The organism is Lysobacter sp. 1R34A (assembly GCF_051217035.1).
Classification (GTDB): domain Bacteria; phylum Pseudomonadota; class Gammaproteobacteria; order Xanthomonadales; family Xanthomonadaceae; genus Lysobacter.
This window is the reverse complement of sequence record NZ_JBPKJP010000070.1, coordinates 1-24093: the sequence shown is the minus strand read 5'-3', so window position 1 is coordinate 24093 and position 24093 is coordinate 1. Positions and strand designations below refer to the sequence as shown.

Annotated in this window: 22 protein-coding genes and 5 tRNA genes; 18 read left to right on the top strand and 9 right to left on the bottom strand. The window is 68.6% G+C overall.

The window, feature by feature from the left end; genetic code table 11:
* Positions 1-402 (top strand): LytR/AlgR family response regulator transcription factor (locus ACSAMQ_RS14875; RefSeq protein WP_435396390.1); only part of this gene is annotated, 402 nt, incomplete at its 5' end.
* Positions 403-424: 22 nt separating this feature from the next.
* Here the strand turns inward: ACSAMQ_RS14875 and ACSAMQ_RS14870 are convergent.
* From ACSAMQ_RS14870 to ACSAMQ_RS14845, 6 genes are all read right to left on the bottom strand, one after another.
* Entirely contained in the window at positions 425-1249 is an 825-nt protein-coding gene (locus ACSAMQ_RS14870) for a queuosine precursor transporter (protein WP_435396389.1), read from the bottom strand.
* Positions 1246-2445, bottom strand: coding sequence for a PQQ-dependent sugar dehydrogenase (locus ACSAMQ_RS14865; RefSeq protein WP_435396388.1), 1200 nt, complete (start codon positions 2443-2445; stop codon positions 1246-1248). The genes ACSAMQ_RS14870 and ACSAMQ_RS14865 overlap by 4 nt, the downstream gene beginning before the upstream one ends.
* Positions 2442-3149 carry a DUF502 domain-containing protein gene (locus tag ACSAMQ_RS14860; RefSeq protein WP_435396387.1) on the bottom strand — a complete coding sequence of 236 codons (708 nt, stop codon included), beginning with the start codon at positions 3147-3149 and terminating at the stop codon, positions 2442-2444. Before ACSAMQ_RS14860 ends, ACSAMQ_RS14865 begins: the two co-directional genes overlap by 4 nt.
* Before the next feature lie 264 nt (positions 3150-3413).
* Positions 3414-5396, bottom strand: coding sequence for a protein kinase domain-containing protein (locus ACSAMQ_RS14855; protein ID WP_435396386.1), 1983 nt, complete (start codon positions 5394-5396; stop codon positions 3414-3416).
* A gap of 289 nt (positions 5397-5685) precedes the next feature.
* Complete coding sequence (locus ACSAMQ_RS14850) at positions 5686-6162, bottom strand: DUF4442 domain-containing protein (RefSeq protein ID WP_435396385.1); 477 nt, start codon at positions 6160-6162, stop codon at positions 5686-5688.
* A gap of 144 nt (positions 6163-6306) precedes the next feature.
* A complete protein-coding gene (locus ACSAMQ_RS14845; RefSeq protein ID WP_435396384.1) occupies positions 6307-7179 on the bottom strand; it encodes a tetratricopeptide repeat protein in 873 nt (290 codons plus the stop codon).
* A 133-nt stretch (positions 7180-7312) separates the two neighbouring features.
* Here ACSAMQ_RS14845 and ACSAMQ_RS14840 point away from each other — a divergent pair, with 133 nt between their 5' ends.
* A complete protein-coding gene (locus ACSAMQ_RS14840) occupies positions 7313-8050 on the top strand; it encodes a DUF998 domain-containing protein (protein WP_435396383.1) in 738 nt (245 codons plus the stop codon).
* A gap of 197 nt (positions 8051-8247) precedes the next feature.
* On the opposite strand, the gene ACSAMQ_RS14835 is transcribed toward ACSAMQ_RS14840, so the two are convergent.
* Both ACSAMQ_RS14835 and ACSAMQ_RS14830 read right to left on the bottom strand, forming a co-directional pair.
* Positions 8248-8544 (bottom strand): hypothetical protein, encoded by a 297-nt coding sequence (locus ACSAMQ_RS14835; protein WP_435396382.1) that lies wholly within the window; start codon positions 8542-8544, stop codon positions 8248-8250.
* A 240-nt stretch (positions 8545-8784) separates the two neighbouring features.
* Positions 8785-10086 carry an amidohydrolase family protein gene (locus tag ACSAMQ_RS14830; RefSeq protein WP_435396381.1) on the bottom strand — a complete coding sequence of 434 codons (1302 nt, stop codon included), beginning with the start codon at positions 10084-10086 and terminating at the stop codon, positions 8785-8787.
* 180 nt (positions 10087-10266) lie between these two features.
* Between ACSAMQ_RS14830 and ACSAMQ_RS14825 the strand changes: the two genes are divergently transcribed.
* The 7 genes from ACSAMQ_RS14825 (at position 10267) to rsfS (ending at position 17316) form a co-directional block, all read left to right on the top strand.
* Entirely contained in the window at positions 10267-10464 is a 198-nt protein-coding gene (locus ACSAMQ_RS14825) for a hypothetical protein (protein WP_435396380.1), read from the top strand.
* 254 nt (positions 10465-10718) lie between these two features.
* Positions 10719-13493 (top strand): leucine--tRNA ligase, encoded by a 2775-nt coding sequence (leuS, locus tag ACSAMQ_RS14820; RefSeq protein WP_435396379.1) that lies wholly within the window; start codon positions 10719-10721, stop codon positions 13491-13493.
* 272 nt (positions 13494-13765) lie between these two features.
* Positions 13766-14419: a glutathione S-transferase family protein gene (locus ACSAMQ_RS14815; RefSeq protein ID WP_435396378.1), complete on the top strand. Its 654-nt coding sequence runs from the start codon at positions 13766-13768 to the stop codon at positions 14417-14419.
* Between the two features lie 163 nt (positions 14420-14582).
* Complete coding sequence (gene lptE / locus ACSAMQ_RS14810) at positions 14583-15104, top strand: LPS assembly lipoprotein LptE (RefSeq protein WP_057917448.1); 522 nt, start codon at positions 14583-14585, stop codon at positions 15102-15104.
* A 28-nt stretch (positions 15105-15132) separates the two neighbouring features.
* Positions 15133-16179, top strand: coding sequence for a DNA polymerase III subunit delta (gene holA, locus ACSAMQ_RS14805; RefSeq protein ID WP_435396377.1), 1047 nt, complete (start codon positions 15133-15135; stop codon positions 16177-16179).
* A 10-nt stretch (positions 16180-16189) separates the two neighbouring features.
* Positions 16190-16843, top strand: a complete 654-nt coding sequence (nadD, locus tag ACSAMQ_RS14800) for a nicotinate-nucleotide adenylyltransferase (protein WP_435396376.1) — start codon at positions 16190-16192, stop codon at positions 16841-16843.
* A 38-nt stretch (positions 16844-16881) separates the two neighbouring features.
* Positions 16882-17316: a ribosome silencing factor gene (gene rsfS / locus ACSAMQ_RS14795; protein ID WP_435396375.1), complete on the top strand. Its 435-nt coding sequence runs from the start codon at positions 16882-16884 to the stop codon at positions 17314-17316.
* Between the two features lie 200 nt (positions 17317-17516).
* On the opposite strand, the gene ACSAMQ_RS14790 is transcribed toward rsfS, so the two are convergent.
* Entirely contained in the window at positions 17517-18275 is a 759-nt protein-coding gene (locus ACSAMQ_RS14790; protein ID WP_435396374.1) for a Bax inhibitor-1/YccA family protein, read from the bottom strand.
* A gap of 186 nt (positions 18276-18461) precedes the next feature.
* Here ACSAMQ_RS14790 and ACSAMQ_RS14785 point away from each other — a divergent pair.
* The 9 genes from ACSAMQ_RS14785 to clpX all read left to right on the top strand — a co-directional run bounded on the left by ACSAMQ_RS14785 (position 18462) and on the right by clpX (position 23894).
* Positions 18462-18538: transfer RNA gene (locus ACSAMQ_RS14785), tRNA-Pro, on the top strand.
* 40 nt (positions 18539-18578) lie between these two features.
* Positions 18579-18655 (top strand) — tRNA-Arg (locus ACSAMQ_RS14780).
* Positions 18656-18714: 59 nt separating this feature from the next.
* Positions 18715-18791: transfer RNA gene (locus ACSAMQ_RS14775), tRNA-His, on the top strand.
* Positions 18792-18843: 52 nt separating this feature from the next.
* Positions 18844-18919: transfer RNA gene (locus ACSAMQ_RS14770), tRNA-Lys, on the top strand.
* Between the two features lie 231 nt (positions 18920-19150).
* Positions 19151-19771, top strand: a complete 621-nt coding sequence (locus ACSAMQ_RS14765) for a cation transporter (protein ID WP_435396373.1) — start codon at positions 19151-19153, stop codon at positions 19769-19771.
* A gap of 89 nt (positions 19772-19860) precedes the next feature.
* Positions 19861-19946: transfer RNA gene (locus ACSAMQ_RS14760), tRNA-Leu, on the top strand.
* A gap of 395 nt (positions 19947-20341) precedes the next feature.
* A complete protein-coding gene (tig, locus tag ACSAMQ_RS14755) occupies positions 20342-21643 on the top strand; it encodes a trigger factor (protein WP_435396372.1) in 1302 nt (433 codons plus the stop codon).
* A gap of 155 nt (positions 21644-21798) precedes the next feature.
* Complete coding sequence (clpP, locus tag ACSAMQ_RS14750) at positions 21799-22425, top strand: ATP-dependent Clp endopeptidase proteolytic subunit ClpP (protein ID WP_435396371.1); 627 nt, start codon at positions 21799-21801, stop codon at positions 22423-22425.
* 179 nt (positions 22426-22604) lie between these two features.
* Entirely contained in the window at positions 22605-23894 is a 1290-nt protein-coding gene (gene clpX, locus ACSAMQ_RS14745) for an ATP-dependent Clp protease ATP-binding subunit ClpX (protein ID WP_435396370.1), read from the top strand.
* Positions 23895-24093: the final 199 nt, after the last annotated feature.

The window sequence follows — 24093 nt, the reverse complement described above, 5'->3', positions numbered from 1 at the left end:
GCGCAGACCGAGCGCCCGCTGCGCGCGGCGGCGAGCGGCGAGGGGGCGGGCGAGGGCGCGCGCGAGGGCTATCCGCAGCGCCTGGCGGTGCCGGTCGGTGCGCGCCTGCGCCTGCTGCCGGTCGAGGAGATCGATTGCGTGATCGCGCAGAGCAATTACGTCGAGCTGCACGCCGGCGGCCAGGCCTATCTGCTGCGCGAGACTCTCAATGGCATCGAGGCGCGGCTGGACCCGCGCCGCTTCCTGCGCATCCATCGTTCGCGCATCGTCCATCTGCAGGCGGTGCGCGACATCGAGCCGCTCGACGGCGGCCGCTATCTGCTGCGCCTGGCCGACGGCCAGCGCCTGAGCAGCGGCGCCAGCTATCGCGAGCGCATCCGCGAGGCGATGGGGCTGGGCTGAGCCGTGGCCTGCCGGCGACGGTTCAGTCCGCCGCGGCCTCGTCGCGCAGCTGGCGGGCGCGGGCTTCGCCGAGGTAGCGGCGGATCCACCGCCGCAGCAGATAGATCAGCGGGATCATCGCGAACGCGGCCAGCATCTTGTAGACGTAGTTGACCGAGCCGATCGCGAGGAACTGCGGGATCGGCCAGTGCTGCGGGCCGAGCACGAAGGCGATGTAGAGCACGACGAAGCTGTCGACCAATTGCGAGACCGCGGTCGAGCCGGTCGCGCGCAGCCAGATGTGTTTCTCGCCGGTGACGCGGCGGATGCGATGGAACACGCCGACGTCGATCAGCTGGCCGACCATGAAGGCGACCAGCGAGCCGCCGATGCTCCACAGGCCTTGGCCGAAGATGGCCGCGAAAGCGGCCTGGTAGTCGGGCACGCCCTGGGCCTGCGCCGCCTGCACCCACCACGCCGCGGGCGCCAGCGCGATCGCGGCGAACGCGAACACGAAGCCGTAGGCGATCAGCAGGGCCGCGAGCCAGGAGATCAGGCGCACGCCGCGGCGGCCGAAGAACTCGTTGACGACGTCGGTCATCAGGAACACCACCGGCCACAGCAGGGTGCCGGCGGTGAAGTTGAGCGAGCCGGTCTGGCCGAACAAATTCCATTGCAGCGGGGCGATGCCGAGGGTGTCCTCGAGGGCGAAGATCTTGACCCCGATGAACTCGGCCAGCGCCGCGTTGACGCAGAAAAACGCCGACAGCACGATGAACAAGCGCAGCGCGCGGTCCTGCAGGGTCGGCGTGCCTTCGCCGGCGGCGCTCGGGATCGCGGCCGCGGTTTCTATCCCGGATGCGCTCATCGCTTGGGCCTCACGTAATAGATCACGCCGCTCTTGTCGTCGCTGAAGAAGAAGCGGTCGCGGCCGGCCTGCAGCACGTCGCAGGGGCGGCCGTGCACCTTGCCCTTGGCGAGGAAACCGTTGACCAACTCGCCGCCGCTGCGGCCGTCGGCGCCGACCCGGACGATCCGGTAGCCATGATCGAGACTGAGCTTGCTGCCACCGTGCAGGGCGACCAGGTATTCGTTCTGCAGCAGCGCGCCGTCGGCGGGCGGGAACCAGCTCAGGCCGAGCGCCGAGGCATGCGAAGGGAAAGACGCGAATGGCCTGGGCACCGCAGCGCAGCCGGACTTGCGCGGAAACTTCGGGTCGGCGAAGGCGCGGCCCTTGCTGTGATAGCAGTGCGGCCAGCCGTAATCGGCGCCGTCGCGCAGCGCGAACAGGGTTTCGTCGGGCTTGTGGTCGCCGAGATGGTCTGCGCCCTGGTTGGTCGCGTAGAGCCGGCCGTCGCGGAACAGCAGGCCCACCGCGTTGCGCAGGCCGCGCACGTAGATGCGGCGGTCGCTGCCGTCGGGGTTCATCTGCAGCACCGCGGCGCGCACGTCTTCCTTTTCGATGCAGGCGTTGCAACTGCTGCCGACCGAGACGTAGAGCTTGCCGTCGCCGAAGGCCAGCGTGCGGGTCAGGTGCCAACCGCCGTATTTGTAGCTCAGGCCATAGTCGGGGAAGCTCGCCAGGGTCTCGGGTTCGGACGCGGGCTTGAGGTCGCCGTTGCGGTAACGGTAGCGCTGCAGCTTGTCGGTATTGGCGACGTACAGCCAGGACTGGCCCTGCGCGTCGGTGTGGAAGGCGACGCTGTTGGGGTTGCGCTGCTTGTCGAGATACACCGAGACCCGGCCGAACCGCCCGCGCTGCTCGTCCCAATCGTCGAGCGCGTAAACGCGGCCGCGGCGGTTGTCGCTGAGGTCGTGCATGTCGGTGACGAACAGACGCCCGTCCGGGCTGCGGGCGAAGAAGCGCACCCGCTTGAGGCCTTGCACCGCCGGAACGATCTCGAGTTCGGCCGGCAGGTTGAGGCTGAAGCTGCGGCCGTCGTCCAGGGCGATGCGATGCGGCGTCAGTGCCGCCGGCGCGGCGCTGGCGGCGCCGGCGAAGCCGATGCAGGCGAAGCAGGCGAGCAGGGCGGCAGCGAGGCCCGGCAGGGAAGCTCGGCTCATGCCGGCGTCTCCGGTCGCGGTTCGGTCGGGCCCGGTTTCGCCGGGGACGCGGCGTTCGGCGACGGCACCGAGAACGGAATCGACTCGGGCGAGACCGCGCCGCCGGAAATGATGAAGCTCATCGCCTGGTCGACGGTCCAGTCGGTCGGGGTGATCTTTTCCACCGGCACGATTTCCAGATAGCCCGAGGTCGGGTTCGGCGTGGTCGGCACGTACACCGCGGCCAGTTCGCGGCCGGTGCCTTGCTCGCGCATGACCCGGGTGACGAAGCCGATCGACTTCATCTCGTTATGCGGGAAGTCGATCAGCACCACGCGCTGGGTGCCGTCGGGCTTGGTCTGCAGGATGTCGAGCAACTGCCGCGCGCTGCCGTAGATGGTGCTGGCCAGCGGGATGCGCTTGATCAGCGACTCGAACCAGCGCAGCACGGTCTGGCCGATCACCCGCCGGGTCATCACCCCCGACAGCAGGATCACCGCGAGCGTGGCGATCAGGCCGATCGCGGTTTGCACCCAAGCGGAGCCGAGCCAAGACAGCGCCTGCGGATGGACGAGAGCTAAGTTCTGCAGCAGCGGCCCGATCAAGGGTTGGCTGATGTCCGACAGCAACACGAACACGAACTTGACCACGACCCAGGTCAGCCAGATCGGCAGCAGGGTCAACAGGCCGGTGAGGAACAGGCGTTGCAGGTTGGACATGCGCATGGCGCGGATTGTAGGGGACCGCGACGGAGAACATGTGGCTGCGCGGGTTGCCTGGGGAAACCCTTCCAGAGTTCGCCGCCTTTGCGAGGGGCTGCGCTCGATGCCGTGCGAGGCCGGGTGGGCTTGGCTGGCGCGGATTCGGCTTCAGATCGCCACCATCTGCGAAGCAAGGCAATCCCCCTGGCCCCCTCTCAAAGGGGGGCAGGAGCATGGAGTGATTTGCCGTCAGGTCGCGACGACCGCCACGCCTGAGCTCGCCGCCCCTCAGCGCTCGCGCACCAGGCGGAAGCCGACGTCGTCGTAGCCGCGGGTGGCGTTGAGCGGACGCAGGGCCGAGCCGCTGCGCCAGGAGCTGCCGCCGACTTGGCGCTGCTGGCAGGTACGGCCGCAATCGCCGGACCAGATCGACAGGGCACGGCCGCCGCCGCCCGACATGCGCTGGGCTTCGTCCGCGGTCGGCAGGCGGTAGTGGCGTCCGGTCTGCTGGCTGTACCAGCGCGCATAGGCCTCGGCGTCGGCGGTCGACACGCAAACCACCGGTTCGCTCTCGGTCTGGTCGAAGCCCGGGGCCTTCCAGTCCTTCGGCGCGATCACTCGCAGCAGCGAGGCGCGTTCGCGGCACAGCGCCGGCGCGCGCTGGTTGGCGCTGACGAAGCGGGCGTACTCGCCGCGGCTGACCGGGCGCGGGTTGAAACTCACGGCGACGTTGCTGGCCGGCGCGGCCGCGCCGATCGTGGCGACGCCGCGTGCGATCGTGCCGTCGCCGGCGACGCCGCGCGCTTGCGCGATCAAACGGCTCGAAACCGTGCGCGGCAGGCCGAACTCCTCGGCCAGCGCGATCACCCGGCCGGCGTCAGCGCCGTCGCCGCGGCGCGCGGCCTGTTCCAGCCGGGTTTCCAGGGCCTGCGCGGCTTTCTCGCGCAGGCTGCGCTGGGCCGCCGAATCGGCGGTGCCGGTCTGCTGGCCGAGCGCGGTGGCGTTGACCAGGTGCTCGCGGGCGCGCTGGTCGCGGCCTTCGCGCAAGTCGCGCGCCATTTCGTCGGCGAAGGCCTGGGTCAATTCGCCGACCACCACGCCGACTTCCGGACTGGTGCTGTCCAGGTGCCAGGCGGTGAGCAGGCTGTTGTAGGCGTTGGCGTCGGCCGGCGAGGCCAGGCGGCCCTGGCCGATGTAGATGCGCGCGTTCTGCAAAGACTCCTGCAGCGGCGCCTGCGGCAACGGCGCCATCATCGCCTGGGTCGGGTCGTTGTCGATCCGGGGCGCGCCGCTCTTGTTGGCGGCGGGCAGTTCAGCGCGGAAGAAGCCGTCCTTCTCGACCCGGTTGAGGGCGAAGGCGATGCTGACCACCGCGATCGCGACCACCGCCAGTCCGGCCCAGGCCGGGGTCACCCAGCGCTTGAGCGGACGCAGTTGCGCGGCCACCCGGCCGAGACGCGACAGTTCGCCGCGGTGCTTGATCTCGCTGACCGCCGCGGCCATTTCGGCGGCATTGCCGAAACGCTGGTCGGGCTGCTTGGCCAGGGCGCAGTTCATGAAACGCTGCCAGTGCTTGAGCGGCGGCGGCAGCTTCGGAATCGGGTTCTGCGCGTGCATGACCGCCATCGACAGCGCGTCCTGCGCCTCGAACGGCAGCCGGCCGGTGAGCATTTCCCAGCACAGCACGCCGAGGCTGTAGAGATCGGCGCGGCCGTCGACTTCTTCGCCGCGCGCCTGCTCCGGCGCCATGTAGGCGGTGCTGCCCACGGCCAGGCCGGTCGCAGTCATGCGCGCGCCGAAGCCGCGGCGCAGGGCGATGCCGAAGTCGGCCAGCAGCGGCCGCTCGGCGATGTCGAACAGGACGTTCTCGGCCTTGACGTCGCGATGGACGACGCCGCGCGAATGGGCGTACTCGAGCGCCGACAGCAGCGGCTCGATGATCGAGATCACTTCGCTCTCGCCGCGCGCGAAGCCCTGCTCGATGCGCTTGCCCAGGTGGCCGCGCGGCAGGAACGGCATGGCGTAGTAGGGCAGGCCCTCGCGGGTGCGGCCGACTTCGTGGATGCCCACGACGTGCGGGTGTTCCAGGCGCGCGATCGTGCGGACTTCGTTTTCGAAGCGACGGCGGCTGACCTCGTCGGCCAGCGCGTGCGGCAGCATGATCTTGATGGCGACTTCGCGGCCGAGCGCGATCTGCTCGCCCAGGTAGACCGTGGACAAGCCGCCGTGGTTGATGATCTGGCGCAGTCGATAGCCGGGGATCTCCGGCATCGGCGCGCTGGTTTCATCCGATTGCGTTGTGGTTGTAGACATTCGCGGCCCCGTGTCGCGACTGCACAGCTTACGCTGTCGCAGTGCCCGCGTAAGCCGCTAGTGTGCTTCGTGCCGGGCCGCCATGACAAGTCATGGCAAATGGATCCGCCGCTGGACCTTGGTCCACTGGCGCCGCGTTCGCGCCGTCATCGGCGCCGCTCGAAGATGAGCAACCGGTCGACAATCGCCGCCGCGCCGACGCCCGCGCCGCACCATACGCAGGCGCCGCAGGCGGAATGGTGCGGCGTCAGCGCCGGTCGGCGCCGTTCGTGCCCGGCTTGTCGCGCTTGCGCCGCACGTACAGTTGTTTGCGGATCCTGGCGACTGTTTCGCCGCTGGCGTCGACCACATCGGTGTCGAACCAGCGCAGATATTTGTCGCCGCCGGCGGTGGCCTGGCGCAGTTCCTCGAGCACCGCATCGTCTAGGTGGAACTCGGCGCGCACGGTGCCGCGCCCGGGTTTGACGAATTCGATCGAGCCGGCGCGGTCCCAGACGATGTAGTCGCGGCCGAGGGCGTTCATCGCCAGCAGCATCCAGAACGGGTCGGTCATCGAAAACAGGCTGCCGCCGAAATGGGTGCCGACATAGTTGCGGTTCCAGGGGCGCATGCGCAGCTCGACCGCGGCGTGGCGGTAGTCCGGCGCGATCGCGGCGACGTGGATGCCGGAAAACAGGAACGGCGGCCACAGGTTGAGGCCGTGTCGCAGGGTGCTGGCTTTCATGGGGTCGGGACTGGCGAGGGCCGGGCTAGCCTGCCATACGGATGCGTATAGTCAAGTCTTGGCCCTGCCGGACGGCTCGGCCCAGGCGGGCCGGAAGGGCCGGGCCGGCGAGGCGAAAGCCCGGCCGGCCTTCGAGCGAGCGGCTCAGAACAGCAGCGAGGCCATCTTGCGGCGGTACTGGCCGACCAGGTCCTGGTCTTCGATCACCTTGAAGGCGTCGATCAGGGCCTTGCGCGGCAGGCCGTCCTGGTAGGCGCGGTCGCGGCGCAGCAGTTCGATGAACTGATCGAGGGCGGCCTCGCCGTGGCCGGCGGCGATCAGGCGCGCGCCGAGCAGGTAGCGGGCCTGCAGGTCCTCCGGCTGGGCGGCGATGGCGGCCTGCAGCGTCTCCACCGGCGGCGCGTCCTTGCTTACCGAGAGGAAACCGAGGCGGGCGCGGGCGCGCAGGCTGCGGTCGTCGGTGGCCAGGTTGGCCGGCAGGGCGTCGAGCAACTGCTCCGATTCCTGGGCGGCGCCGGTCGCGAGCAGGGCCAGGGCCAGGTCGAGCTTGAGCTCGGCCTTGTCGGGCTGTTCGGCGACTTCATGACGCAGGCGCACGACCTCGCTGTGCGGGTCGACCGCGGCCGGCTCGGCCACGGCTTCTTCGACCGGCGCAGCCGCTTCGGCCGGTTCGATGCCGTGGTGCTTGAGGAATTCGCGCACCGCGCTTTCCGGCAGCGCTTCGGCGAAGCCGTCGACCAGTTGCCCGCCCTTGACCAGGAACACGGTCGGGATCGAGCGGATCTGGAACGCGGCGCCGAGCTGTTGCTCGGCCTCGACATCGACTTTGGCCAGCTCGAAGGCGCCGTTGTAGTCGGCCGCCAGCTTCTCCAGGATCGGGCCCAGGGTCTTGCACGGCTGGCACCATTCGGCCCAGAAATCGATCAGGACCGGCACCTGCAGGGACTTCTGCAGCACCTCTTCCTGGAAGCGGTCGGCGGTGGCGTCGAAGACGTGGGGCTTGGCGGTTGCGGTCATCGTCTGGCTCGTCTGCGTGATGCGCGGGTTGGAACCCGAAGTGGGGGCGATCGCGCGCAAGGCAAGCGCGCGCCGCGGGTGCGCACGCTAGCATGATGCGATGAAACGCTCAGCGAACCCGAACCGCCGGCACTTGAACCGCAGAGATTCGAACGGCCGGAACCCGAACGGCAACGATCCCAAAGCCGGCGCAAATGCCGGTGCCAATGCCGGCGCCAATGCCGGCGCCAATGCCGGCGCGGGTGCCGGCGCTGCGGCCGGCGTCGCCGTGCTCCACGGTCGCCGCATCCAGGCGCTCGCGGCGGCCGCGGCGTTGTGTTGCCTCGGTGCCCTGCTCGGGTTCGGCGCGGCGCTGGAAGGCTATTCGCATCGGCTGCACCCGCCGGGCCTCCTCGGTGCCGGCGGCATCGCCCATGCCGGGTCGTTCAATCTGCTTGGCTTCGTCCTGCCGGGCCTGCTGTTGGCGGCGGTGGCCTGGCGGCTGCGCGAACGCTTGCGCAGCGGCGGCGCGATGGCGCGCATCGGCGCCTGGCTGTGGTGTCTGTCGGCGCTGGCCTGGGCGGCGCAGGGCGCGATGGCGCTCGACCCGACTGATCTGGACGCGCAGGCCAGCCGCCTGCATGCGACGGCGTGGATGCTGTGGTGGCTCGCCTTCGTGGCCGGCGCGGGTGTGCTCGCGATCGGTGCGCGAGGTCGGCCGGAAACGCGCCGCCTGGCGCCGGTCGCGGCGCTCGCCGGCGCGCTGGTGCTGGCCGCGGTGTTCGGCGCCGATCTCGGCGTATGGCCGGCGCCGGTCGCGCAGCGCCTGGCCTTGCTGGTCTGGCTGGCCGCTTATGTGGCCACCGCGCGCGGCGTACCACCCGGTGGCTGACGGCGCGCCTTCGATGCCGCACGGGCAAGAGCCGCGACGCATCGCGCGTCGTCGTTCCGGCGAAGGGGTGCCGACGCCGCAGCAAGGCCGATCGTATCGGCGCCTGCCGCGGACGAGAGGTCCGCAGCCGACCTTGCTGCGGCGACGGCGGTCCCGGGTCGCACGGCGCGGGGTTCCCGAGCCGCGCGACGACGGACTCAGCGCGCGCTTTGCCGCGTTTCGACGATGCGCGCGGTGTCGACCGGTGTGGCCTGTTCGCGCTCGCGCGGCCTCAGCGCATCGTCGGCCGCCGCAGTGAATTCGCAAAAGCTCGCGCGGCAGTCGTTGTATTCGACCTCGCAGGCCAGTTGTTCTTCCGGCGTGACCGCAGCGCGGATGCAGGCGCGGTAGGGATAGAAACATTCCGGGCACGGCGGTGCCGCCAGTGCCTGGGTCGTCGAGAGCATGCCGCCGAGCGCGGCCGCGCAGACGGCGGCGAGCGAGAACGATTTCATTCGAACTCCTTTTCCACAGGCGCGAGCGCCTCGTTGTGCTGCGTCGTCGAATCTCCTGCGCCGGGGCGTGCCCGGCACCATGCTTATGCCACGCATGCGGCGGGGTCGCCGTGACTCAGTTCACGGGCATGGCGGCGCTGCCGCCGTGGGCGGCGCGCAGGCGGCTTTTCTGTGAACTGCAACAGGCGAGCGCTGCGAACGCCGACACGCACCGGCGTTCGCAACGATGCGGCGCGGCGCTTACAAGGCCTGCTTGAAGACCTGGCCGTCCTTCATCACGAAATCGACCTTCATCACCGCGTTGATGTCCTCGAGCGGATTGCCTGGCACCGCGACGATGTCGGCGCGCTTGCCGGCCTCGATCACGCCCTGGTCGTCGACGCCGAGCACCTCGGCGGCGCGGATCGTCGCCGCCTGCAAGGCCACCGCGGCGGGAATGCCGGCTTCGACCATGTAGAGGAATTCGCGCGCGTTGTCGCCGTGCGGGCCGACGCCCATGTCGGTGCCGAAGGCGATCTTGACTCCGTTCTTGTAGGCCTGGGCCGCGGTCTGCTGGATCAGCGAACCGATCCGCGCCGCCTTCGGCCGCACCACCTCGGGGAAGTAGCCCTCGATCTTGGCCTTGTCGGCGACGAAGCGGCCGGCATAGATCGTCGGCACGTACCAGGTGCCTTTCTGTTTCATCAGCGACATCACCTCGTCGGTCATGTAGGTGCCGTGTTCGATCGTGGTCACCCCGCCGAGCACCGCGCGCTTCATGCCTTCGGTGCCGTGCGCGTGCGCGGCGACGCGGTAGCCGTAGTCCTTGGCGGCGTCGACGATGGCCTTGACCTCGTCGACGGTGAACTGCGGCGCGTCGCCGGACTTGGCGTAGGACAGCACGCCGCCGGTGGCGGTGATCTTGATCACGTCGCTGCCGTCCTTGTAGCGCTGGCGCACCGCCTGGCGCGCCTCGTCGACCGAATTGATCACGCCCTCGGTCGGGCCGGGCGGGCCGAGCAGGTGCGAGAGCGTGGCGTTGTAGCCGTTGGTCGGATCGGCGTGGCCGCCGGTGGTGGCGATCGACTTGCCCGCGGCCCAGATGCGCGGGCCGGCGACCAGACCCTGGTTGATCGCGTCGCGCAGGTGCGGGCTCACTTCGCCGCCGAGATCGCGCACGCTGGTGAAGCCGGCCATCAGGGTCTTGTTGGCGTAGCCGACCGAGCGGAAGGCGAAATCCACCGGGTCGAGGCGGAAGTCTTCCTCGTAGCTCTTCGGGCTGGACTGGTCGCCCAGGTGCACGTGCAGGTCGGTCCAGCCCGGGGTGCAGGTGTGGCCGGACAGGTCGACCGTGCGCGCGCCCGGCGCCTCGGCGCGGCCGTCGAGGACCTGCTCGACCTTGCCGTCGCGCACCACCACGGTGCGCGATTCCAGCAGTTTGCCGCTGCGCGCGTCGAACAACCGGCCGCATTGCAGCGCCATCGGCTCGGGTGCGGCGGCGGGGGCGGCATAGGCCGGGGCGGCGGACAGGACGGCGATGACGGCGACGGCGAGACGGGTCATATGCGGATTCCGGGACGAAGTTGGCCGATCTTAGCCGCCGATCCGGCCGCGCACCGTTGCCAAGGGTCATGCTTGACTGCAAGTTGAGGGCCGATGCGGGCCGGCCGGACCGGAGGCCCGCATCGGCCGCACAGGCCTTCGGCGGCATCCATCCGGTTCGTCCAGAACGAGTCGACCGTCATGACCAAGCTGTCGCTGTTGCTCGCCGCCGTGCTGTTGTCCGGGGCCGCCCAGGCCACCGAGGTGCGCACCGCACCGGCTCCCGACCGCACCACCGGCGGAACCATCGGCAACCTGCCGAAGTTCTGCCCGATGGGCAAAACCGTCAAACCGATCTACAACGAAAAGGGGCAGATCGTCGCGTTCGAGTGCGTTTGAGCGCACGCCGGCGCTCGTATCCGGGCGCTGCGCCCGCGCGGCGAGCATGAAAGCGAAGGCCGGTCCGCGAGGGCCGGCCTTCGTCTTTCCCAACCGACGGGCCGACCGCCGGACCATGCCCGGGGCAGGCCGCAGGGGCGCGTCGCCGGGTCGGGCGAACCGGTCCGGAGCGCCGCTCGCGGCCGTCCGCGCATGGCGGGGCTTGGTGCGCTGCGGTAGGCTTGCCGGTCCTGTCCTTTTGCTCATGCCCGCCTGTGTCTACCGACGTCCCCCACGCCCCGCACGATTCCAAGAGTGAAACCAAGGCCTTCGACCCGAGCAGCGTCGAAACCGCCGCCCAGCGCTATTGGGACGCCACCCGCGCGTTCGAGGTCGACGAAAGGTCGGACAAGCCCAAGTACTACTGCCTGTCGATGCTGCCGTATCCCTCCGGCGCGCTGCACATGGGCCATGTGCGCAACTACACCATCGGCGACGTGATCAGCCGCTACAAGCGCATGACCGGCTTCAACGTGCTGCAGCCGATGGGCTGGGACGCGTTCGGCCTGCCGGCCGAGAACGCCGCGATCAAGAACAAGACCGCGCCGGCCAAGTGGACCTACGCCAACATCGCCCACATGAAGGCGCAGCTCAAGACCATGGGCTACGCCATCGACTGGTCGCGCGAGTTCGCCACCTGCACGCCGGACTACTACGTCCACGAGCAGCGCATGTTCGTGCGGCTGATGAAGCAGGGCCTGGCCTACCGCAAGAACTCGGTGGTCAACTGGGACCCGGTCGACCAGACCGTGCTCGCCAACGAGCAGGTCATCGACGGCCGCGGCTGGCGCACCGGCGCCCTGGTCGAGAAGCGCGAAATCCCGCAGTGGTTCCTCAAGATCACCGACTACGCCCAGGAACTGCTCGACGGCCTGGACACGCTGCCGGGCTGGCCGGAAGCGGTCAAGACCATGCAGCGCAACTGGATCGGCCGCAGCGAAGGCTTGGAGATCCGCTTCGACGTGCGCGACGAGAACGGCGCCGCAGTCGAACCGTTGACGGTATTCACCACCCGTCCCGACACCCTGATGGGCGTGACCTTCGTATCGATCGCCGCCGAGCATCCGCTGGCCGCGCTCGCCGCGCAAAGCGACAGCGACCTGGCCGAGTTCATCGCCGAGCTGCGCCGGGGCGGCGTGTCCGAAGCCGAACTGGAAACCCAGGAAAAGCGCGGCCGCGACACCGGCCTGCGCGCGATCCATCCGATCACCGGCGACGAACTGCCGGTGTTCGTCGCCAACTTCGTGCTGATGAACTACGGCACCGGCGCGGTCATGGCCGTGCCCGGCCACGACCAGCGCGACTGGGAGTTCGCCAAGCGCTATCAGCTGCCGATCAAGACCGTGATCGTGCCCGATGCGGTGCGCGACGCGCTGGCCGAGATCGGCGAGGACGTCGCCACCCTGCACAAGGACCCGATGCGCAGCGCGCTCGGCGGCGCGGCCTCGGTCGATGTCTACGGCACCAGCGCGGCGGTGCAGGTGGTGGAGGAGTTCCAGCACGGCATCGACGAGCAGGGCGCCTGGACCGAGCGCGGCTGGCTGGTCAACTCCGGCGATTACGACGGCCTCGACTTCCAGCAGGCCCTGGACGCCTTGGCCGCGCGCTTCGAAGCCGAAGGCCGCGGCAACCGCCGGGTCAATTACCGCCTGCGCGACTGGGGCGTGAGCCGCCAGCGTTACTGGGGCTGTCCGATCCCGGTGATCCTGTGCCCGAGCTGCGGCGACGTGCCGGTGCCGGAAGAGCAGTTGCCGGTGGTGCTGCCCGAGGACGTGGAATTCAGCGGCGTGGCTTCGCCGATCAAGGCCGACCCGCAGTGGCGCAAGACCGCCTGCCCGCAGTGCGGGGGCGCCGCCGAGCGCGAAACCGACACCTTCGACACCTTCATGGAGTCGAGCTGGTATTACGCGCGCTACACCTCGCCGGGCGCGGCCCAGCAGGTCGACGAGCGCGCCAAATACTGGACCCCGGTGGACCAGTACATCGGCGGCATCGAGCACGCGATCCTGCATCTGATGTACTTCCGCTTCTATCACAAACTGATGCGCGACCAGGGTCTGGTCGACAGCGACGAGCCGGCGACCAACCTGATGACCCAGGGCATGGTCATCGCCGATACCTTCTACCGCACGCAGCCCAACGGCGGCTTCGACTGGATCAATCCGGCCGACGTGGAAGTCAAGCGCGACGAACGCGGCCGCATTACCGGCGCGGTGCTCAAGGCCGACGGCGAGCCGGTGCAGATCGGCGGCACCGAGAAAATGTCGAAGTCGAAGAACAACGGCGTCGATCCGCAGCTGATGGTCGGCAAGTTCGGCGCCGACACGGTGCGCCTGTTCTCGATGTTCGCCGCGCCGCCGGACCAGTCGCTGGAATGGAACGAAGCCGGCGTCGAAGGCATGGCGCGCTTCCTGCGCCGGCTGTGGACCATGGTCCATCGCCACGCCGCCGACGGCGCTGCGCCGGCGCTCGACCTGTCCGGTCTCGATGCCGCGCAGAAGACCCTGCGCCGGCAGTTGCACGAGTGCATCCAGAAGGTCGGCGACGACTACGGCCGCCGCCACAGCTTCAACACCGCGATCGCCGCGGTCATGGAGCTGCTCAATCACCTGGGCAAGTTCGACGACGCCAGCGACAACGGCCGCGCCCTGCGCCAGGAAGCGCTGGCGGCGATCGTGCTGCTGCTCAACCCGATCACCCCGCACGCCAGCCATGCGCTGTGGCAGGTGCTGGGGCACGAGGAAACCCTGCTCGAAGACCTGCCGTTCCCGGCGGTCGACGCCTCGGCCTTGCAACGCGATGCGGTGACTCTGGCGGTGCAGGTCAACGGCAAGCTGCGCGGCACCATCGAAGTGCCGGTCAACGTCGCCAAGGAAGAGGCCGAGCGCCTGGCCCTGGCCGAACCGAACGTGGTCAAGTTCATGGAAGGCCTGACCGTGCGCAAGGTGATCGTGGTGCCGGGCAAGATCGTCAACATCGTCGCGAGCTGAGTCGGGCGCGCGGAGCCGGGAAGGCGGCGACAGCGACAGCAACTCCGTCCTGGTCCCCTTCCCAAAGAGGGTATCGGCCGGGCGGTCGCGTCGTTGCCTTTGCAGCTGCGTCGCCGTGGTCGTCGCTTGGTCGCCGCGGCGGCGATGGCCGTCGGCGGCGCCGTCGTCCCCGCTGTTGCCGTTCCCTCTTCGAAACAGGGGGGAGGGGAGGCTGCTCTCAGCGCTTAAGCTCCGGGCTTTCAGTTCTTGCTTCCCAACCTCCTCGAATCCCCATGCCCCCCATCCTCTACTGCCACCCCGACTCAGGCTTCAGCTACAAGGTCGCGCTGGCGCTGCGCTTGCTCGGGATCGAATTCGAACAGCGCCACGTCGACATCCGCCGCCCGCGCGAGCAGCGTTCGCAGGAGTTCCGCGGACTCGCCGCGCACGGCGAAGTGCCGGTGTTGCGCATCGACGGTCTGGTGCTGTGCCAGTCGAACGTGATCCTCGACTATCTGGCGACCCGCGGCGGCGCGCTCGACGGCGATACCGTCGAACAGCGCCTGCGGGTGCGCGAATGGCTGTCGTGGGAAGCGAACCGGGTCAGTCTCAACGTCGCCCACTCGCGCTACGGCCGCCAGTTCGGTCATTACGACCCGGCGGTGCTGGCCTGGTACGACCGCCGCTCGCTCGCCGATCTCGACCGCCTGCAGGCGCAGCTGAGCGCGACGCCGTGGCTGGCCGGCGAGGCGCCGACCATCGCCGACGTCGCCTGCAGCGGCTATCTGTTCTTCACCGTCGAGCCCTGGGCCGAAGCGGCCGGTTTCGCGATGGGCAGCTGGCCGGAGCGCTGGCCGGCGGTGCAGGCCTGGCTCGACCGGTTGATGGCCCTGCCGGGCGCGCAGACGCCGCAGGCGCTGTTCGCCGGGCACGCGATCGCTTACTGAGCCCGCGCAAACCCATCGCGAGCCCGCCATAAGCGCGACGGACCGGCGCACCTGCCGGTCCCTGGCGCGGGTCGGGCACGCACGCCGGCTGCGACCGCTTCGGCGCCAATGCGGTTCAGGCTTCCTATTGATGCCCGAAGCCGCCTCGTCCAGACTTCGCCACATGACGCCTCGCACCCCCTTTCTCCGCGCGACTGCCCGCACTTCGCTGGCGGTCCTCGTGCTGGCCCTGTCGGCCTGCGGTTTCCAGTTGCGCCAGGCGCTGACCCTGCCGCCGGACCTCGGTCCGGTGCGGGTGGTCTCCGCCGACCGCTACAGCCCGCTCGCCGAATCCCTGGCCCAGGCGCTGACCCGCGCCGGCGCGGTGCCGGCGACCGCCGACTCCAGCGAAGTGGCGGTGCTCGACCTGCTGTCGGAGCGTTGGGGCGATACCCCGGCCGCGCTCGACGAACTCGGCCGCGTCCAGGAGTACAGCCTGCGCTACGCCGTCGCCTTCGAGCTGCGCAAGGCCGACGGCACCGCGTTGGTGCCGCGCCAGAGCATCGAGCTGGCGCGCGACTACGTCTCCAACCCGGTCAACGCGATCGGTACCGAAGGCGAGCGCGAAATCCTGATGCGCGAAATGCGTCGCGAAATGAGCGCCGCGGTGCTGCGCCGCATCGGCGCCGTCACCGAACGGCGTTGATCCTCGCCGCCTGCCTGCGTCGGCGAACATGGAACTGACGCCCGAGCGCCTGCTCGCCCAACTCGACGGCGAGGCCCTGCGGCCGGTCTATCTGATCGCCGGGCCCGAGCCGCTGCGCGTGCTCGAAGCCGCCGATGCGGTGCGCGCCGCCGCGCGCAAGCAGGGCATCGACGAGCGCGAAGTGTTCGAAGCCGAAGGCAACCAGCGCGAGCCGGACTGGAACGCGCTGTCGAGCGCTTTCCGCGCGCCCAGCCTGTTCGCCAGCCGGCGCCTGATCGAGCTGCGCCTGCCCAGCGGCAAGCCCGGCAAAGAGGGCGCCGAAGTGATTTCCGATTTCTGCGCCGACCCGCCGCACGACGTCAATCTGCTGATCAGCGCCGGCGAATGGAGCAAGCAGCACGGCGGCAAGTGGAGCGAGGCGGTGGCCCGCGTGGGCCACCTCGCCGTCGCCTGGGCGATCAAGCCGCACGAACTGCCGGAATGGATCGAGCGCCGCCTGCGCGCGCGCGGCCTGCGCGCCGATCGCGACGCAGTGCAGAGCCTCGCTGAGCGGGTCGAGGGCAATCTGCTCGCCGCCGCGCAGGAGGTCGACAAGCTCGCCCTGTTGTCCGACGGCGAGACCATCGATCTCGAACGCATGCAGGCTTTGGTCGCCGACGCCGCGCGCTTCGACGTGTTCCGGGTGCTCGACGCGGCCATGAACGGGCAGGGCGGGCAGGTCTCGCGCATGCTCGCCGGCCTGCGCGCCGAAGGCGAAGCGGTGCCGGCCTTGCTCGGCATGGTGGTGATGGAGCTGCAGCGCACCGCGGCGCTCGCGCGGGTCAACGCGCGCGGCGGCAACATCAACGCCGAGTTCAAGGCGCAGCGGATCTGGGACTCGAAACAGCCCATGTACCGCCGCGCCCTGCAGCGTCACGACGCCCGGCGCTGGGAGGCCCTGCTAGCCCAGGCCGGCCGGGTCGACCGCATGGCCAAGGGCCGCGAGAGCGGCGACGCCTGGGTCGCGCTGGAGCGCCTGCTGCTGGCCGTCGCCGAGCCGCGCGCACTGCGCCTGCTCGCGATGTCGGGCGCCTGAGTCGTAGCCCATGGGCTTGCTGGTCTTCTACGGCGGCACCTTCGACCCGGTCCACGACGGTCACCTGGCGATCGCGCGCGCCGCGCGCGACACCTTGCGGGCCCAGGTCCGCCTGATGCCGGCCGCCGATCCGCCGCACCGCGCTCTGCCCGGCGCCAGCGCCGAGCATCGCGCGCGCATGCTCGACCTGGCCGTGGCCGGCGAGGACGAGCTGATGGTCGACCGGCGCGAACTGCGCCGCCAGGGCCGCTCCTACACGGTCGAGACCCTGCGCGAGGTCCGCGCCGAAGTCGGGCCGGAACAGCCGCTGGCCCTGTTGGTCGGCGCCGACAGCTTTCTCGACCTGCCGCAATGGAAGGAATGGCAGGCCTTGTTCGGCCTGGCCCATTTCGTCGTCGCCGAGCGCCCTGGCAGCCCCCTCGACGCCGAGCGCATCGCGTTCGCAGACGGTCGCGAGACGGCCGAGGTCGAAGCGCTGCGACAGGCCCCGGCCGGGCGGGTATTCCGCCTGAACCAACCGCTCCATGCCGAATCGGCCAGCCGGGTACGGTCGCTGATCGCCGCCGGAAAGCCCTGGCGCGACTACGTTCCGGCGGCCGTCGCCGGCTACATAGAACGCCATGGTTTATACGGCGTGATAGCGCTGCGCGGCGCTTCGGTATAATCCCGGCACACATCCCGTCACGCAGAGCCGATTTTCCCTTGACCAGCCAAGCCCAAGTCATCAAGACCCAGCTGCCGAACCCGCCGCCGCCGATCGCGTTGTTGCTCAAGACGGTCCACGCCGCGGTCGAAGAACTCAAGGCCAAGGATGTCGTCGAAATCGATGTGCGCGGCAAGAGCAGCGTCACCGATTACATGGTCGTCGCCTCCGGCACCTCGACCCGCCACGTCAAGTCGATCGCCAACGAAGTCGTCAAGTTCGCCAAGAACCTCGACGTCATGCCGCTGGGCGTCGAGGGCGAGCGCGAGGCCGAGTGGGTGCTGGTCGACCTCGGCGACGTCGTCGTCCACGTGATGCTGCCGCGCGTGCGCGAGTTCTACGCGCTCGAGCGCCTGTGGACCGTCGGCGACCAGCCGCCGCCGCCGGAAGGCTACGAAGGCAAGTTCGAGACCGACGACGAAGACCGGTTCTGAGAGAGCTGCGTCCGAGACGAAGGGTTTGCAGCGATGTAGCGACGGCGCCCCAGGGCGCCGTCGTCGTTTGCGGGGCATGCGTTTTGCACGGCGCTTCGAAGTCCGGGACGGGCGAGAGCGGTCGGCCCGCGCGGACGTCTGGAATCCAGGCAGAGAAAAGGCGCCCGAAGGCGCCCTTTCTTAATCGGCGAATGGCGTAATCAGTTGCGCGACTGCAGCTTCGACAGCAGGCGCAGGAACTCGATGTACAGCCACACCAGGGTCACCATCAGGCCGAACGCGCCGTACCACTCCATGTACTTCGGCGCGCCCTGCTCGACGCCGGTTTCGATGAAGTCGAAATCGAGCACCAGGTTCATCGCCGCGACCACCACCACGAACAGGCTGAAGCCGATGCCGATCAGGCCCGATTCGTGGATGTAGGGGATGTTGATGTTGAACAGGCCCAGCACCATTGTGGCCAGGTAGATCAGGAAGATGCCGCCGGTGGCCGCGGCCACGCCGAGCTTGAAGTTCTCGGTCGCCTTGATCAGGCCCGAGCGATACGCGAACAGCAGCGCGAACAGGGTGCCGAAGGTCAGCATCACCGCCTGGATCACGATGCCCGGGAACTTCGCCTCGAAGATCGAGGAGATGGCGCCGAGGAAGAAGCCCTCGACCAGCGCGTACAGCGGCGCGGTGACCGGCGCCCAGGTCTTCTTGAAGGTGGTGATCAGGGCCAGGATGAGGCCGCCGATCGCGCCGCCCCAGACGTAGGGGCCGGCGCCGACCGCGCCGAGTTCGGTGATCTGGACCTGGCTCCAGGCGAAGGACGCGGTGATGACGGTCAGCAGCAACAACACGCCGGTCTTGTTGACCGTACCGTTCAGGGTCATCACCTGGTCGCCGCCGCGCACGACCGAGCCGGTGCCGAGGTCGAGGAAGGTCGAATCCTTCAATGCGGGATTGCCGCTGCGCATGGTCTTGCTCCTTGGAAAACGCGGTTTTGAGATTGAATACTAGCTGGGGTCGAAGCATACATCGCACAAGCGGCGCCGGCTCGGGCAGGGCGGTGGCGCGGCGGCGATGCACGATTGACAGGAAACAAAGCGCCGCCCACACTATGCGGCCTTTCGCGGTCTTGGCGTGTCGCGGGAGTCCCGGCTCGGGGTATAGCTCAGCCTGGTAGAGCGCCAGCTTTGGGAGCTGGATGTCGTGGGTTCGAATCCCTCTGCCCCGACCATCCATCGAGCAGGCTCGGCCGTCAGTTAAGATGTAATCTGGCGCCCGTAGCTCAACCGGATAGAGCACCGGCCTTCTAAGCCGGTGGTTGTGGGTTCGAGTCCCGCCGGGCGCGCCAAAAAAGTTTTCGCGAACCTGCGTTCGTGGTTCAATGACGCAGGTCGCAGCAGGTTTATGGTGGATGTAGCTCAGTTGGTTAGAGCACCGGATTGTGATTCCGGGGGTCGCGGGTTCAAATCCCGTCTTCCACCCCAAGGTGTTGTGCGGTACTGATTTTTTCTGTATAGTTCCGCACCTAGTTTCACCGGGCTGTTAGCTCAGTTGGTAGAGCAGTTGACTCTTAATCAATAGGTCCAAGGTTCGAATCCTTGACAGCCCACCAAAATCGAAAGGCACCTGGAGCGATCCAGGTGCCTTTTTCTTTGCCCGCGATTTGGAGCGGGTTTGCCTTCAGGCCGGCACGCCTGAAGCCGGCCCGTCCGCAGCCGAGGGGGGCATGCCGCCGTCGCCGGTCCGGCGCCGGTTTCCAGCGGCTTGCGGCGATCGCGCGTGCGGGCGAACCCGCCTGCGGTTCGATACTCTTCGGCCATCACATGACCGGTTCGAAACGAGCATGAGCGAGTGCTGCGGTTGCGGCAAGGTGGTGGACGTCGCGGCACTGCAGGCCAGGCAGCGCCGCGTCCTCGCGATCGTGCTCGCCATCAACATGGCCACCTTCGCGATGATGGTTTTCGCGGCCTGGTACAGCCGGTCCTCATCGGTCTTGTCGCAAGGCCTCGACAACCTCGGCGACGCGCTGACCTACGCCCTCAGTCTGGCTGTGGTCGGCGCGAGCCGACGGTCCAAGGCGCGAGTGTCCTTGTTCAAGGGCCTGCTGATCCTGGCGGCGGCGGTCGCAGTGGCCGTGCAGATCGCCTGGCGCTTATGGCACCCCGCGATGCCCCTGTTCGAGGGCATGGGCATCGCCGCGACGCTGAATCTGGCGGCGAACTACGTTTGTCTGCGGTTGCTGTCGCCTTACCGGGAGGGCGACGTGAACCTGGCCTCGGCCTGGGAATGCGCGCGCAACGATATCTACGAGGGCTTCGCCCTGGTCGCGGCCACGCTGCTGGTGTGGCTCTTCGGCGCGGGCTGGCCCGATCTTGCGATCGCCGCGGCGCTGTTGATCCTGTTCCTGCGTTCGGCGTCCCGGGTCCTGGGCGCCTCCTGGCGAGAGCTGCGCGCGGCCTCCTGACAGCGCGGCGGGCGGTGCGATCGCCAGGCGCTTTTTCCCGGCGCGACCGCTAGAATGCGTCGGCCGCATCCCTGCGATGCCGGCCCTGGGCGAAAGTGGCGGAATTGGTAGACGCACTGGATTTAGGTTCCAGCGGGTAACCCCCGTGCGGGTTCGAGTCCCGCCTTTCGCACCACGTAGGCGGGTCGGCAGCCACCCGCCGTGCATGCACCAATGGCCGAAAGCTCCAGCCGGGCTCCTGCTGCAGGTCGGCAGCCACCCGCGCCTCGGCCCGATCATCCAAGCGGCTCGCCGGCCCGGACCGGTCGCTTTCCGGCCAGCTCTACCGGCAAACCCGGACCCGCCGCCGGCCCCAAACCGCCGCCGGCTGCGACCCAGGTCGCGAATTCCGCCGTTTCGGGCCCCACCACCCCGCCCGGACGGCTGTTCCGCCCCCGGGCGCTGGCAGCCCGGCCCGTAATCGGCCAAACTAGCAAGTTCCGCTGGCCGACGAGGGTCTCGTCGATAACGGCGGCCGGACAAGATCATCAACATCGTGCTGCGGCGAGTGCCGTGGTCGCAGGAGTGGATATGCAAGTTTCGCTCGAATCGCTGGGCTCGCTCGAACGCCGATTGACCTTCAGCCTCCCGGCCGAGAACCTGGAAAACCAGGTCGGCGGCCGCCTGCGCGAAATCGCGCGCGGCGCCAAGATCAAGGGCTTCCGCCCCGGCAAGGTGCCGACCAAGGTCATCGAGCAGCGCTTCGGCGCGCAGGTGCGGGCGGAAATCCTCGACGGCATGCTGCGCGAAGGCTTCAGCAACGCCATCCGCGAGGAAAAGCTGCAGATCGCCGGTAACCCGCGCATCGAGCCGGCCAACGAAAGCGGCGAGACGCTGTCCTACGTGGCGACCTTCGAGGTCGTGCCGGACTTCGGCGAGATCGACGTGGCCAAGCTCAACATCGTGCGTCACGTCGCCGAAGTCGCCGAGGCCGACATCGACGCGATGATCGAAAACCTGCGCCTGCAGCGCCGCACCCTGAAGTCGGTCGACCGCGCCGCTCAAGAGGGCGACGTGGTCGAGCTGGAAACCTGGACCCAGGTCGGCGAGGAGCGTCTGCCGGCCGAAGGCGCCGAGCACGGCAGCACCGTGATCGGTTCGGAGTCGATGTTCAAGCCGCTCGAGGACGCCCTGATCGGCCTCAAGGCCGGCGAGGAAACCGTCGCCGAAGTCGAATTCCCGGCCGAATGGCGTGCTCCGCAGCTCGCCGGCCAGAAGGCCAGCGTGCACCTGAAGCTGAACCACGTCTCCGAGCCGGTCCTGCCGGAAGTCGACGCCGAGTTCATCAAGAGCTTCGGCGTGAAGAGCGGCGATGCCGAGCAGTTCCGCAGCGACATCCGCACCAACCTCGAGCGCGAGCTCAAGGGCGCGCTGATGACCCGCCTGCGCCGCGAAGTCGGCGAGCAGCTGATCGCCGCTTACGAGTCGGTCGAAATGCCGCCGAAGCTGGTCGAGAACGAAGCCCGCGACATGGTGTGGCAGACCGTGGAGCAGGCCCGCCGCCAGGGCCGCCAGATCGAAGCCCCGGCCGACGCGCACCTGAACTACATGGATGCGGCGCGCAAGCGCGTGCTGGTCGGGCTGCTGGTCGGCGAGATCGCCCGCCGCCACGAGCTGCGCCTGGAGCCCAAGCGCGTCAACGAGACCCTGCGCCTGATCGCCTCGACCTACGAGGAGCCGCAGCAGGTGATCGATCTGTACCGCAACGACCAGCAGCTGATGGCCGGCCTGCAGAACCGGGTGATGGAAGAGCAGGTGATCGACTGGATCGCCGAGCGCGCCCAGCACACCGAGCAGCCGCTGTCGTTCAGCGAAGCGATTCGTCCGGCCTGAGCGGACGCTTTCGAGCGTTCCCGATCGGGCGTGCCAGGCGGTAATGCCGCTTTTGGCAGTCGCGCCTCTTGCGCTGCGGTCCGGCCGGCCCCAAGTTGGCCGGACCGCGCTTGCGTTACAAGCGCACTCCACGTCAGCCAATAGGTGCCGTTGAAATGGATAACCGAACCAAAGCATTGAATCTGGTGCCGATGGTGGTCGAGCAGACCAGCCGCGGCGAACGCGCCTACGACATCTATTCGCGCCTGCTCAAGGAGCGCGTGATCTTCCTCGTCGGCGGCGTCGACGACCATGTCGCCAACGTGATCGTGGCCCAGATGCTGTTCCTGGAAGCCGAGAACCCCGAAAAGGACATCAGCCTCTACATCAACTCGCCGGGCGGCGTGGTCACCGCCGGCATGGCGATCTACGACACCATGCAGTACATCAAGCCGGACGTGAGCACGATCTGCGTCGGCCAGGCCGCCAGCATGGGCGCGCTGCTGCTCGCCGCAGGCGCGCCGGGCAAGCGTTACGCCCTGCCGAACTCGCGGGTGATGATCCACCAGCCGCTCGGCGGCTTCCAGGGCCAGGCGACCGACATCGACATCCACGCCCGCGAGATCCTGACCCTGCGTCAGCGCCTTAACGAGATCCTGTCCAAGCACACCGGCCAGGCGCTGGAGACGATCGCGCGCGATACCGAGCGCGACAACTTCAAGAGCGCCGAAGCCTCGCGCGAATACGGCCTGATCGACCAGGTCCTCGAGCGCCGTCCGGACGATTCGGTTCAGGCCGCCTGACCGTTCGCCAAGACGCGCAAACCCTTGATCGCACTGGATAACCGCCGTCAGTCCCGTCCGCAGGGCGGGGCCTGGGGGTGTGTTATTCTCGGGCTGCGATAGCCGAACCGGCCATTCAGGCGCTTGCCGAGAGGGCCGTTCGGGAATATGAGTACGACTGAGCACCAACGGGCCAAAGCATGACCGACGATCGACAAGGACGCAGCACGGGCGACAGCAACAAGATCCTGTATTGCTCGTTCTGCGGTAAAAGCCAGCATGAGGTCCGCAAGCTGATTGCGGGCCCGAGCGTCTTCATCTGCGATGAATGCGTCGAGCTGTGCAACGACATCATCCGCGAGGAGCTCGAGGAGAAGGCGCAGTCGGCCCGCAGCCACCTGCCGAAGCCGCGCGAGATTCTCGAGGTGCTCGACCAGTACGTGATCGGCCAGCAGCGCGCCAAGCGCACCCTGGCGGTGGCCGTATACAACCATTACAAGCGCATCGAGAGCCGGCAGAAGAACGACGACGTCGAACTGTCGAAGTCGAACATCCTGCTGGTCGGCCCGACCGGTTCGGGCAAGACGCTGCTGGCCGAAACGCTGGCGCGCCTGCTCAACGTGCCGTTCACGATCGCCGACGCCACCACCCTGACCGAAGCCGGTTACGTGGGCGAAGACGTCGAGAACATCATCCAGAAGCTGCTGCAGAAGTGCGACTACGACGTCGAGAAGGCGCAGCAGGGCATCGTCTACATCGACGAAATCGACAAGATCTCGCGCAAGAGCGACAACCCGTCGATCACCCGCGACGTCTCCGGCGAAGGCGTGCAGCAGGCGCTGCTGAAGCTGATCGAAGGCACCATCGCCAGCGTGCCGCCGCAGGGCGGGCGCAAGCATCCGCAGCAGGAATTCCTGCAGGTCGACACGCGCAACATCCTGTTCGTGGTCGGCGGCGCGTTCGCCGGCCTGGACAAGATCATCCAGCAGCGCAGCACCGAGGCCGGCGGCATCGGCTTCGGCGCCAAGGTCAAGAGCAGCGAGCGCAAGATCGACATCGGCCGGATCCTGGCCGAGGTCGAGCCGGAAGACCTGATCAAGTTCGGCCTGATCCCCGAGTTCGTCGGCCGCCTGCCGGTGGTCGCCACGCTCGAGGAGCTCGACGAAGCCGCGCTGATCTCGATCCTGACCGAGCCGAAGAACGCGATCACCAAGCAGTTCCGCAAGCTGTTCGAGATGGAGAGCGTCGAGCTCGAATTCCGTCCCGACGCGCTCGCGGCGATCGCCCGCCGCGCGCTCAAGCGCAAGACCGGCGCGCGCGGCCTGCGCACCATCGTCGAGTCGGTCCTGCTGGACACGATGTACGAGCTGCCTTCGCTGGAAAACGTCAGCAAGGTGGTCGTCGACGAGTCGGTGATCGAGCACAAGTCCGAGCCGTACCTGATCTACCAGACGCCTCCGCCGCAGCCGAAAGTCGCCGCGGCCGAGTGAACCCCGAACGCCCCGGCCCTGCCGGGGCGTTTGGCATCCGGGACCGGTAACGGCCGGCCTGAGCGCCACGGCCACGCCGCGGTCGCTGCACTGGGTGCGGGCCGAGGCCGGGCGCCTCTCGAATCCGGTCCGCCCGCCGCAGGCGCTGCCGCCCGCGCGTATCCCGCTGGTGACTCCTGCGCAGGCCGTCAGGGCCGGC